10 protein-coding genes are annotated in these 12,014 nt (G+C 37.5%); 3 read left to right on the top strand and 7 right to left on the bottom strand.

All coding sequences use genetic code 11. The features are described 5' to 3' along the window. Positions 1–54 precede the first annotated feature (54 nt). Positions 55–4,200 carry a two-component regulator propeller domain-containing protein gene (locus tag P0Y49_13275; GenBank protein ID WEK17769.1) on the top strand — a complete coding sequence of 1,382 codons (4,146 nt, stop codon included), beginning with the start codon at positions 55–57 and terminating at the stop codon, positions 4,198–4,200. On the opposite strand, the gene P0Y49_13270 is transcribed toward P0Y49_13275, so the two are convergent. Further along, positions 4,197–4,958 (bottom strand): carbonic anhydrase family protein, encoded by a 762-nt coding sequence (locus P0Y49_13270; GenBank protein ID WEK17768.1) that lies wholly within the window; start codon positions 4,956–4,958, stop codon positions 4,197–4,199. The genes P0Y49_13275 and P0Y49_13270 overlap by 4 nt on opposite strands. 155 nt (positions 4,959–5,113) lie before the next feature. Here P0Y49_13270 and P0Y49_13265 point away from each other — a divergent pair, with 155 nt between their 5' ends. Beyond that, on the top strand, positions 5,114–6,196 hold the full coding sequence (locus P0Y49_13265; GenBank protein WEK17767.1) for an ionic transporter y4hA: 1,083 nt from the start codon (positions 5,114–5,116) through the stop codon (positions 6,194–6,196). A gap of 9 nt (positions 6,197–6,205) precedes the next feature. Here P0Y49_13265 and P0Y49_13260 read toward each other — a convergent pair whose 3' ends face one another. Then, a complete protein-coding gene (locus P0Y49_13260; protein ID WEK17766.1) occupies positions 6,206–7,780 on the bottom strand; it encodes a Na+/H+ antiporter in 1,575 nt (524 codons plus the stop codon). Between the two features lie 151 nt (positions 7,781–7,931). Between P0Y49_13260 and P0Y49_13255 the strand changes: the two genes are divergently transcribed. Next, positions 7,932–8,618, top strand: a complete 687-nt coding sequence (locus P0Y49_13255; GenBank protein ID WEK17765.1) for a VIT1/CCC1 transporter family protein — start codon at positions 7,932–7,934, stop codon at positions 8,616–8,618. A gap of 31 nt (positions 8,619–8,649) precedes the next feature. Here P0Y49_13255 and P0Y49_13250 read toward each other — a convergent pair whose 3' ends face one another. Genes P0Y49_13250 through P0Y49_13230 form a run of 5 tightly spaced genes read right to left on the bottom strand, consistent with a single transcriptional unit; the run spans position 8,650 to position 11,920 of the window. After that, positions 8,650–9,870: a DUF3570 domain-containing protein gene (locus tag P0Y49_13250; GenBank protein ID WEK17764.1), complete on the bottom strand. Its 1,221-nt coding sequence runs from the start codon at positions 9,868–9,870 to the stop codon at positions 8,650–8,652. Between the two features lie 7 nt (positions 9,871–9,877). Beyond that, positions 9,878–10,108, bottom strand: a complete 231-nt coding sequence (locus P0Y49_13245) for a DUF4266 domain-containing protein (protein WEK17763.1) — start codon at positions 10,106–10,108, stop codon at positions 9,878–9,880. Between the two features lies 1 nt (position 10,109). After that, on the bottom strand, positions 10,110–11,045 hold the full coding sequence (locus P0Y49_13240; protein ID WEK17762.1) for an FAD:protein FMN transferase: 936 nt from the start codon (positions 11,043–11,045) through the stop codon (positions 10,110–10,112). A 7-nt stretch (positions 11,046–11,052) separates the two neighbouring features. After that, positions 11,053–11,490 carry a thioredoxin family protein gene (locus P0Y49_13235; protein WEK17761.1) on the bottom strand — a complete coding sequence of 146 codons (438 nt, stop codon included), beginning with the start codon at positions 11,488–11,490 and terminating at the stop codon, positions 11,053–11,055. A gap of 4 nt (positions 11,491–11,494) precedes the next feature. After that, on the bottom strand, positions 11,495–11,920 hold the full coding sequence (locus tag P0Y49_13230) for a Rieske 2Fe-2S domain-containing protein (protein ID WEK17760.1): 426 nt from the start codon (positions 11,918–11,920) through the stop codon (positions 11,495–11,497). Positions 11,921–12,014 lie beyond the last annotated feature (94 nt).

The raw sequence follows: 12,014 nt of genomic DNA, 5'->3' as shown, positions 1-12,014 counted from the left end.
TATATTTAAGATATGGGATTTTTGATTCCAATACCAAAGTAAAACCAAATAGTAATGCATTTCATTTTCATGCGGCAGTTGATCAGGGGCTTTGTTTATTCCTTGATATTCTTACTGTTTTCTTTTAAAGGAAACTTATACGGACAGCAGAATAAACTGAAGTTTATTTCACTGAATGTTAAAAATGGATTGTCTTCAAATATTGTAAACGATATCGTGAAGGATAATTTAGGTTATTTATGGTTTGCTACTGAGGATGGATTAAATAGGTTTGATGGTCGGAACTTTTATGTATATAGGGCGAAGCAAAATGATATTGAGAGTTTACAATCAAATGAAATATCATGCATTTATAAGGATAAAAAAGGAGTATTATGGATTGGGACGTCTGGAGGGGGATTGTCCAGGTATGATCAGAATAAAGATAAGTTTTACAATTATTTTTATAATCCGAATAAATTAGAAGGGTTAAATAGTGCTATTCGTACGATCTGTGAAGATTATCTGGGGAAAATGTGGATAGCAAGTTTTGGCCGCCTACATGTATATGATACCAAAACAAATAAGCTGGAAAAGTTTTCTAATAAAGCGCTTTTTGGTGCCGAATTGAATAATCCTACAATAAATGTATTGTCTCTTTTCGAGGATAAGCACAAAAGAATGTGGATTGGAAGTAATGAAGGTCTTTTATTATACGATAGGGAGAGAAATACATTTAAGAAAATTGTAATCAATGGTGCCAATCCGAATAGAAAATATATTGTAAGGACGATTAATGAAGATTATACCGGCAATATTTGGATTGGTACAACTGAGGGGATCATTAAAATAGTCCCTTCCTTATCAGGTGAGAATTATCAAACCCGGTTTTTTTTGAGTAAAACAATTATTTTTACAATAAAGGTTGATAAAAATTTTTTGTGGGTAGGTACAGAAAATGGACTATATGTTTATAATGTTGATAACAATAGTCTCCAACATTATAAACCCAATTTAAGAGATAACTATAGTTTAACATCCGGGTCCATTAGATCCGTTTATTTAGATAAAGAGGGATTGGTATGGCTAGGCACTTATCGTGGAGGAATTAATGTCTATGATAAGAACTTAAGCCTTTTCAATATTGGAAAAATTCATTCTAAAGATGACCTCAGCTTGTCTGGCTCCATCATTACTTCATTTGCTGAAAACGATAATTCAACAGTATTTATTGGTACAGACAATGGAAGCCTGAATTTATTTGATAAAAATAAGGAAATGGTCTATCCAGTGGAACTTCCCAATCAGCAGAATCCAGCGCAGCATAAATTAACTATTTTAAGCCTCTTAAAAACCAAAAACAACAAACTTTGGATAGGAACTTTTTTAAATGGATTGCTCATTAAAGATCTTCAAACAAATAAGATTGAACAATTTTTAAAAGGAGAGAATCAAAATGATGAAGATAATAATGATGTTTTTTGTTTATTGGAAGATAGCAAAAACCGTATCTGGATTGGTACCAATGGAGGTGGTGTAAAGATCTATGATCAAAATGAAAAACATCTTTATAACTCTAAACAGTTTTTTAAAAATAAGGAGTTTGCATTTCACTGGTATGTGAGAGCAATAGTTGAGGACAAAAAAGGGAATATTTGGATTGCCTCTCAAGGTGTTGGGGTAGCAAAATATAACCCTGAAAGTCATTTGATTAAAATTTACAATAAAAACAACTCGAATTTAACGTCCAACTCTATACAGAGCCTTTATGTTGATTCAAAGAATAATCTATGGTTAGGAAGCGTAGGACAAGGTTTTTATCGTTTTAATGAAGAGCTGGATTCTTTTGAAAATTACTCGGAAAAAGAAGGACTGAGTAATCCTGAAGTTTATAAAGTTTTAGAAGATAATAATGGATTGATTTGGTTAAGTACCAATGTGGGGATTAGCAGTTTTTCACCTAAAAATAAAAAGATTAAAAACTATACTTACCATAATGGTTTACAAAATAACAACTTTGTTAGAGCTTCTGGGTTAAAAACTACTGATGGAACACTTTTCTTTGGAGGAATTGAAGGGTTTAATTATTTCAGCCCTTCTAATATTAAAACTAATTATAATATTCCTCCGATTGTTTTTACAGAACTAAAAGTCAATAATAAATCTATCATTGTCTCAGAAGATTCTACATTTTTAAAAAAGCATATATCAATCGCGGATAAAATAGATTTATCGTATAAACAAAACTTTTCTATTAGCTATGTGGCTTTAAATTTTACTAGTTCACAAGAAAATAAGTACGCTTATCAACTGGAAGGATATGATAAAGAATGGAATTATGTTGGCTCAGCCAAAGTTGCTTCTTATACCAATTTAAGCCCTGGAACATATACCTTCAAAGCAAAAGGAAGCAATAATGACGGGATATGGAATGAGCAGGGAAGTTCTATAAAGGTGGTTGTACATCCTCCTTTTTGGTTAAGTCCTATAGCTTATATCTTTTATGCTTTAAGCATAGTCGGATCGGTATTATTTATCAGGTATTTAGGGATAAAAAAGATAGAAAGAAAATACCAAAGGGAACAGGAGATTTTAAAAGCCAAGCAAGTATTTGAACAGGAGAAACATGAAGTACAAAGACAGTATGAATTAGATAAAATGAAGCTTAAGTTTTTAACAAATTTGAGTCATGAGTTTAGAACTCCAATTTCGTTAATAATGGCTCCGGTTGACAAAATATTAAATGGAGGTTCTATTGTAGATGTGATTGAACAAGCTTCTACCATAAAACGGAATACGAGAAGGCTACTAAATCTGGTGAATCAGTTATTGGATTTTAGAAAGATGGATGAGAAAGAGCTTACCCTTCATTTGCAAAAAGGAGAACTCGTTTCTTTTCTCCAGGAATTGATAGATTCATTTAAAGACCTATCAGATAAGAAGAAGGTTAGATTATACTATATAAGTGAATTGGAGGAGTTTTATACCTTTTTCGATACCGATAAGATGGAACGTATATTGTTTAATTTATTATCCAATGCATTTAAGTTTACGAATGAAGGTGGTTATGTAAAGGTGGAGTTAGAGCGAAGTAGAAAAACATATTCAGGTGGAGATAAACAGTGGTTTACGATAAAGGTAAAGGATAACGGAGTTGGTATTCCGGCCGAATACCATGAGAGCGTCTTTGCGAGATTTTTTCAGAATGAGGTGAATACATCTATTCTGAACCAAGGAAGTGGCATAGGCTTATCTATTACCAAAGAGTTTGTGGAGTTGCATGGGGGGACTATTACTATAGAAAGCGAAGTAGGTAAAGGAGCGACTTTTATTGTAGAGATTCCTTTAATAGCAGGAGAAGAAGAGATCGCAGAATTAAAAGAAGATTTAGGTACAGTCGCTACGGATGAAAAGATTACTATACCACAGGAGCTTGCAGATGAAAAAGTAAATGGCTTAGTTAAGGTATTAATTGTAGAGGATAATGAAGAGTTTAGATATTACTTAAAAGATAATTTACAAAACAGGTACAAGGTAATTGAAGCATCTAATGGTAAAGAGGGGTGGCAGCAAGCTTTGTACCATCATCCGGAAGTGATCATCAGCGATATTAGTATGCCATATATGAATGGGATAGAGTTAACTAATAAAATAAAGTCTGATAAACGAACCAATCATATCCCAGTAATACTTTTGACGGCCATAACAGGTGAGCAGGAGCAATTAGATGGCTTAGAAACCGGAGCAAATGATTACATGACTAAGCCCATTAATTTTGATATCTTGAATGTTAAAATACGTAATATTTTAAAACTGAATCAGAAATTTAGAGAAACCTATAGTAAACAGATTAAAGTTTTATCGCCGGAAATGGAGATTACATCTGATAATGAGAAGTTTTTAAATAAAGTTATCTTGTATATAGAGGATAATTTAACAGACCCTATGTTATCTGTTGAAAATCTAAGCAAAAGTATAGGTATGGGTAGGGGGACATTGTATCGTAAGATATTAGAAATTACAGGCTCTACTCCAATAGAGTTTATTCGTACTGTAAAATTGGAAAAGGCTTTAGTTTTATTAGAAAAAAGCGATATGAATATTGCGCAAATTGCTTATTGTGTAGGTTTTGCTACGCCTAATTATTTTTCTAAATCCTTCAAGGGAAAATATGATATGTTGCCTACTGAATATATCAGTTCGAAAAAGAAACAAACTTAAAGAAAATCAACTTTGCCGGTTTCCATTTTATAAATACCACCAACAATTTTAATCTCTCCTTTTGTTTCCATCTCCTTTAAGATAGGACTCTTTTCCCTGATATTCCGGATACTGAGCTTTACATTTTCGAGGCAAATGTGATGAACATAGGCTTCATTTTTAGTGTTTTTTTCTCCTTTGAATTGAGTATCGGAAATTACTACGGGACGGATTTTTGATAGTAAAGCTGTAATGTTTCCAAGCTTGACATCTTCAATTGCTGATTTTATCGCTCCGCAATGTTCGTGTCCCAATACAACAATGACCTTCGCACCTGATACCTTGCAGGCATACTCCAGGCTTCCTAAAATATCCTCGTTTACAATATTTCCGGCTACCCTGGCCACAAAAAGGTCTCCAATTCCCCGATGAAAGACATCTTCTACCGGTACACGGGAATCCAGGCATGATAGAATTACAGCTTTAGGGTATTGTCCTAGTGCTGCTTCACGAATTCTACCTGAATTATTACGAATTGTTAAGGCATCGGAAACAAAATCTTCATTTCCTTTTTTGAGGATGGTTAAGACCGTATCCGGGGTCAATGCCGCCTGTTGCTCAGCAGTTAAAACTTTTTCAGAAAGTACATCAGTACTGTCTATTTCAATTGTTTCACTAATTTCTCTCCTGCTACTTAGGGGAAGGGGTTTATTATGACATGCAACTAAACCAGTTACTCCGAAGATCAGAGAGGTCATAAGTAGTTTTGAAATGCTCATGATGTTATGGGTTAAAATTTATTTTATGAAGTTATTAACTGCATATAAGTAAAATGGTTTTTTATTTCTAATAAAATGTTACGTTATATTTATGTTTCCAGCACAATAATTGTAGTCGTAGTTTAATATTCAGTTTTTTACTTAAATTCAAATTGATGAACAAAAAATTACCACTACCCTTATGGACCATTCTATCCCCAATCGTAGCCTGGCTAGCCTATTTTGGTATTTCATTGGATTTGGGGATTTTATACACATTCTTTCTTGCTGCTGTACTTATTGCTGCAGTACTTGCTGCAGTGCATCATGCTGAAGTTATCGCTCACCGTGTTGGGGAGCCATTTGGTACTTTACTGCTCGCACTTGCAATTACGGTAATTGAGGTTGCACTAATTGTTTCGCTAATGCTAACCGGTGGCCCGGATACGGCTGCACTTGCCCGTGATACGGTTCTGGCTGCAGTGATGATTATTTTAACCGGAATTATTGGTTTGTGCTTATTGGTGGGGGGCGCTAAGTTTAAAGAACAGGTATTTAGTTTGCCGGGGGTAAGTGCAGCTGTGGTGACCCTTACAGCGATATTGGTGTTGACGTTAATTCTTCCAAATTATACGACAAGTAAGGTTGGCCCTGAATACACTCCGGCTCAGCTTATTTTTGTGGCTGTAGTGTGCCTGGTATTGTATGGTGCTTTTATAATGGTCCAGACCATCAGGCACCGCGATTTCTTTTTACCTCCGGGGGATGATGGGAATGAGGAGGTACATGCTGAGCCACCAACTACTAAAGTCGCATTATGGAGTACTTTTTTATTGATTTTATCTCTTGGGATTGTGGTGTTGCTTGCAAAGGCCCTGGCACCGGATATAGAAAATGCAGTAGTTAACTTAGGTGCGCCAAAATCATTGGTTGGGGTAATCATTGCTGCGGTAGTATTGTTACCTGAAGGGCTTGCGGCCTATCGTGCAGCGAGAAAGAACCGTTTACAAACCAGTCTGAACCTGGCTTTGGGGTCTGCATTGGCCAGTATAGGTTTGACTATTCCGGCCGTTGCAATTGTATCTATGGTAACAGGAATGACCATTACCCTGGGAATTGATATGAAGGCGACCGTATTGTTGCTCCTGGCACAGTTTACCATCATGCTTTCGCTGGCAACTGGTCGTACCAATATATTGCAGGGTATCGTACTGATGGTGATATTTATGGTTTATCTTTTCACCATTATAGCCCCTTAATTTATTACTTTACATAAACTGCAGCTTTTCTTCTTCCAGATCGAGATATTTCAAATGCTTACGGATAATTTCTTCATCTAGCACTGCTTCATCTCTGTTTTTGTTCATCAGCCATTGCCTTTGCTGGTTAAGGATATCAATGTATATCACCTTGCATTCTTCAGCCATGAATTCATCCTCGCCTATGGCACTATTTTGTTCCCATTTAAGCGCCATTTGCTGCAGTGCAGGTTGATGATTGAGCTGTTTACTATAATTGGTTCTTAAATGTAACAGGGCATGTTCGGCCAATTGCTTTTTTATGGTATGATACACTTGCTCTTCCGGCAAGGTTTCATCAAGATTGGGAATTTGTATTTTTCTGATTAAATATGGTAAGGTTAATCCTTGTAGCAATAAGGTTAACAGGATAACAATAAATGTAATAAAGAGAATGAGGTTGCGCTGTGGAAATGCAGAACCATCAGCCAATTGTACAGGAATCGATAATGCAGCAGCTAGAGATACCACTCCACGCATACCAGTCCAGCCAATAATTATAGGAACTTTGTAGCCTGGATTTCTTGCATCAGCAACGGTGATAAAATTACGCGCAATGAGGGTAACAATCACTGCACCATAAGCCGATAATATTCGTCCCAATATCAATACGACTGTAATTAGTACACCATAGCCAATTGCAGATGAAATGCTTACACCTTCCAGTCCTGCAGTAATTTGGGGCAGGTCCAATCCTATAAGCATAAATACTAATCCGTTCAATACGAAACAAAGGCTTTCCCAAACATTTACCCCACGCAGGCGCGAAGTACTGCTTAGAAATAGATGCCGCTTGTTGGAGAGCAGCAAGCCGCCACTTACGACAGCAAGTACACCTGAGCTGTATACCTCTTCAGCGGCAAGGTACATCAGATAAGGTGTGACAATTGTCAATACAATATCGGTATTGGCATCAGTGGGCAAATATTTATGTGCCTTCATAAAAATCCATCCAACAAGCAAACCGATAGCCACTCCACCAATCAGCATCCAGCTAAAGCTTAGTGCAGCTTCTTGCCAGATAAATTGACCTGTAGCCACAGCTATTAACGCAAAGCGAAAAATAATCAGTGACGAAGCGTCATTCAGCAAACTTTCACCCTCTAAAATAGAGGACAATCTTTTAGGTACTTTTACAAATTTCAATATGGCTCCCGCACTTACTGCATCTGGTGGAGATACTATGCCGCCAAGCAGGAAGCCTAAAGCCAGAGAAAAACCGGGTATAAAATGATTGGCCGCAAATGCTACCGATAGTGCGGTAAGAAATACTACGATAAAAGCAAAGCTCACGATGATGCGTCGCCAACGCCACATTTCTTTCCAGGAAACAGCCCAGGCAGCTTCATATAACAATGGCGGTAAAAAGATTAAGAAGATGAGTTCAGGGTCAATATGTAAAGCCGGTATGCCTGGAATAAGACTGATAGCCAATCCTGCCACTACCAGTAAAACCGGGTAGGCTACTTTTATTTTATTTGCCAACATGATCAGCAATACAATAGCTATAATTAAGCTCAGATAAAAAGGGAAATTTGCTATCATATTATATCTAAATATTTAAATAATATACAAAAGTATAGGCTGAAAATAGCTACCCATTTGTATTTTATTTTGAAATTTTCAATTGTCTGTCTGAAATTCGTAATTTGTATCTTACAAGCAAGACGAAAAAGCCTACATAAAATTTTACATTTTGAAACACGCAGAAAAACATTTGGAAAGCTCGGATTTCATCACAGATATGGTGATTGGAATGAGTGATGGATTAACGGTGCCATTTGCACTTGCAGCAGGTTTAAGCGGGGCTGTTAGTAGCAATACCATTGTAATCACTGCCGGAATCGCTGAGATTGTTGCCGGTTGCATTGCTATGGGATTGGGTGGCTATTTGGCCGGGAGAACGGAGTTGGAGCATTATGAGAGTGAATTGAAGCGGGAGTATCAGGAAGTACAGGATATGCCGGAGGAAGAGCGGGCGGAAGTAAAAGCTATTTTTGCAGATTATGGTATTGATGAAGCAGGGCAGGAGCTGATTGTGCAAGCCCTAAGCAAGGATAAAAAGAAGTGGGTAGATTTTATGATGAAATTTGAACTGGGCCTGGAGGAGCCTAATCCCAACCGGGCGAGAAATTCAGCCATCACCATTGGACTGGCTTATGTGGTAGGCGGAATGCTGCCTTTATCTGCCTATTTTTTTACTGACCATCCGCATAATGGATTAATGCTTTCGGCGGTGATCACTACAATTTGCTTGTTCGTATTCGGTTATTTTAAAAGCAAGGTTACCGGGCAGCCACCGTTGATGGGTGCTTTGAAAGTGACAGCTATAGGATTGATTGCTGCTGCTGCTGCCTTTGGGATTGCAAAAATAATTAGTTGAGATAAATTGAGTTTTTCAGGTCAAGTTCGCTTTATTTTACTTTTAAATTTAAGGTAATGATGTTAGAAACCAATCCTGTTGATCTGTTATAGTGTCCATATCTTAATTCCAACATGTTTAAATGTTGCCATCCAAAAACACCATGTGGTGGGGCAAGACGGATACCGGCTCCATAAAAATTACTATTTAGTGCCGACAGATCATAATCACTGGTAAAATATTCTGCAGAGGGAGCATGTTGCCCATAAGGAGCAAAATACCGGGTTCCGGTTTGTTTGTTGTAACGATAAAATGGGCTTATGGATATAAAGGAGGTTAATTTTACCGGAACTTCCAGTTCTGCTGTATGTGCCCTGATTCCCCAGTTATCTATATAGTAACGGTAATAACTGCGGATGATGATCTGGTCGGTTGCAAAATAATTTACCCTTGCAGCAATGGGTAATTTATAACGTTGATCAGGAAGGGTCTCTGCCCTTAAAGAGCCATCTGTAAAGTAAACACGCTGGTATTTGGTAGCTAGTAAGCCCTCCTGATAAGCGGGTTCAATTATGAGCTGTGCTTGTAATCTTTGATTAATAACCTGTGAAAGTGAGAAGGAAGCACTGAATGAATTTCTCGGACTAGAACCTTCGTCCTTAGGTGCTCTACCATTAGTAAGACTGGTGGCAGCCCTTAGTTCAATAGGTAGAATTACTTTCCAGGTATCCAAAAATGCCTGCAACTTAAGATCGAACTGTGTATTTTTATCTTTAGATAAACGGGTAAGGTTAAATCCTGCTCCTAACGAATGATAATCGTATTCAGTTGAAAAGGAGCCCGTAAAACCAAAGGCATTTCCTGTTTTCTCGTTACTGTGTGTCCAGTTTAAGGATGGATAAATGCGTGTATCGGACATGGATGCAGAAGAAATCGTACTTGGATCGATCTTGTCTGATGATGCGGAAGTATAATGATCTATCCCCAGTTCAAAGAAAAAGGTGTTTTTGTTCCCTGCTTTGTTAAATTTAGACAATTGCAAATCTATAGTATTTGCAAAATCAGTTAGTTTTTCAGTCCCAATGCCACCTGTAACAGCGGAGTTGTTACCATCCTGATGGTAATAGGCTGATACCAGGTTAATCTCATCAATTTTGAGTTTCCTGCTTTGGTAGTTACTGGTGTCGGAAGGAGTGGGTTTAATTTTAATTTGCCCATTGGCACCTAAAACGCCTAAGAATAGCATGAGTACATGCAGATAGATCTTTCTCATGATTTAATTAGTTACAACCACAGCCACCACCGCTTTTGCCGCCATTAGCACCAGAACCACCCTCACGATATAATTGGAAACTCTGTTCAAATTTCTGCACAGTTCTGGAGGATAGCGCCATTTCGGCATCATTTAGTCGGTTTTTTTGATAGGGTTTAACTGCAGTGCAAGCTTCGAATAGGCTAAGAACAAAAATGCTTGCACTCAGAAGTACAGATAGTTGAATGGACGTTTTCATATCAGTGTTTTACATTAATATTTTTGGAAGTATACAACTGGTCATTATCATCTATGATGATGCAGGCTATTTGTTCCAGTTGGTTAATCAGATCAAGACCTACCTCAACACCCATTACAATTATAGGTGTAGCGAGTGCATCAGCCAGTTCAGCACTGGGACAAATGATACTTACACTTTTAATTCCACTCACAGGTAAGCCTGTTTTTGGATCAATGGTATGTGAGTATTTCCGGCCCTTTATAGTTGCATATTTTTCATAATTTCCGGATGTGGCAATAGCCATATTGCTAATGTTTAATGCCGAAAAAGGGCGGTCGCTTTGATTTGGGTCTGCAATGCCTATTGTCCATGGTGTATCCGTCAATTGGCGGCCCCAGGTAATTAAGTCGCCGGCGGCATTCACTATTCCATGCTCAATTCCCAGGTTTTGCAGTATTTGTTTAGCTTTATCGGCTGCATATCCCTTTCCTATACCTCCAAATCCAATGCGCATTCCTTCGTTTTTTAGCATCACGGTTGAACTTTCAGTATCTATCATTACGTTCTGATAATTGATCAGGCTTACCGATTGTAATGCGGTTTCGAAATCGGGTAGAGAAGTCATGTTTACATCAAAGTTCCATAAGCTTTTATCAATGGAACCATAGGTAATGTCAAACGCACCCTGGGTAATGTCAGATATCTTTACTGAACGCTGAATGAGCTTTATGACTTCCATATCGACTTTTACCGGCTTTATCCCTGCATATTTATTGATCAGGCTGGTTTGACTGGCATCTTTAAAGGTGCTGAGTAATGTTTCAATCCGGCTAACCTCCGCTATGGCTGCATCAATTGCATTTTGTCCCGTAGCTTCATCGTCAGTAATTACGGTAAACTCAAAACGGTTGCCCATCAGTTTTAAAACACGATTATAAGTAGCCTTCGTTTTCATATGTGGCTTATTTACCAGACTGATAAGCGTTGATTTCCTGAACAAATTTTTCAGGTGTCATATTGCTGGGATATCCATCCCATGATTTTAATACTTTACCATTTTCATCTATCAGTAGGGTATATGGGAATTTACCATCAGGGTTGTATTTTTCTGCCAGAGCCTCATTTTGTTTAACCTGGTCAGCAGGTAATTGGTTTTTCTTTTGTCGTGGGAAATCTGCACGCACCAATACCAGGTGTTCTTTAGCATAGGTTTCAAAGGCTTCCGATTCCAGAATTTCTTTTCTTAAACGGATACAAGGGCCACACCAATCAGATCCTGAAAAATTGATCAGGATTTGATGATGTGAGGTTTTAGCTTGTAGCTGTGCTTCGTTGAAATTTATATTCCAGATTAAGGAGACAGGAATAAAGCTAAGTAATGCGATTAATAATAATTTCATCTTGTTAACTATAAATTCTTAATGAAGTGCCTGTTAGTTGCGTATGGTAAGTTGTTAAAGGTCTTGAAGTAGGGCCATTAGTTACCGTTCCGCTCTCTGAAAAAGTGGCACCATGATTGGCACAATAAAATCTGCTGGCACTACCCTGATAAATTAGTCCGTAGTTTTCATGAGTACAGGACCTTTGTACTGCAATGTAGGTTCCGGACATGGTACGGGCAACAATAACGCCATTAGCAGTCAAATATCCACCATTATTGTTCAGTGCTGCATTTGCTCCCGCTGTTAGATCTAAGCTGAAGTCTACATTCATTGGGCCTGAAGTACCATTTGATGGTGAGTTTGAACTTTTTGAACAACCTATACAATTGATTAAGGCAAAGGTTGTTGCTGATAATCCAATACTGGCTAAAAAATCTTTCCTATCCATATACTTGGTTGATGGTTAATGCAATAACGGATTGAATTCTGAAGAAATTATGAAGTTGATTGTTAAAATATGTTAAGTTTATTTTTATATTTCA

The sequence above is a fragment of the Candidatus Pedobacter colombiensis genome, assembly GCA_029202485.1.
Taxonomy (GTDB): Bacteria; Bacteroidota; Bacteroidia; order Sphingobacteriales; family Sphingobacteriaceae; genus Pedobacter; species Pedobacter colombiensis.
Note: the sequence above shows the minus strand (reverse complement) of the source record. Positions and strands in the feature narration are given on the sequence as shown.

Coding starts and splice junctions, on each gene's coding strand:
- P0Y49_13275 (WEK17769.1), top strand. CDS start 55: ATGCATTTCATTTTCATGCGGCAGTTGATCAGGGGCTTTGTTTATTCC.
- P0Y49_13270 (WEK17768.1), bottom strand. CDS start 4,958: ATGAGCATTTCAAAACTACTTATGACCTCTCTGATCTTCGGAGTAACT.
- P0Y49_13265 (WEK17767.1), top strand. CDS start 5,114: ATGAACAAAAAATTACCACTACCCTTATGGACCATTCTATCCCCAATC.
- P0Y49_13260 (WEK17766.1), bottom strand. CDS start 7,780: ATGATAGCAAATTTCCCTTTTTATCTGAGCTTAATTATAGCTATTGTA.
- P0Y49_13250 (WEK17764.1), bottom strand. CDS start 9,870: ATGAGAAAGATCTATCTGCATGTACTCATGCTATTCTTAGGCGTTTTA.
- P0Y49_13245 (WEK17763.1), bottom strand. CDS start 10,108: ATGAAAACGTCCATTCAACTATCTGTACTTCTGAGTGCAAGCATTTTT.
- P0Y49_13240 (WEK17762.1), bottom strand. CDS start 11,045: ATGAAAACGAAGGCTACTTATAATCGTGTTTTAAAACTGATGGGCAAC.
- P0Y49_13235 (WEK17761.1), bottom strand. CDS start 11,490: ATGAAATTATTATTAATCGCATTACTTAGCTTTATTCCTGTCTCCTTA.
- P0Y49_13230 (WEK17760.1), bottom strand. CDS start 11,920: ATGGATAGGAAAGATTTTTTAGCCAGTATTGGATTATCAGCAACAACC.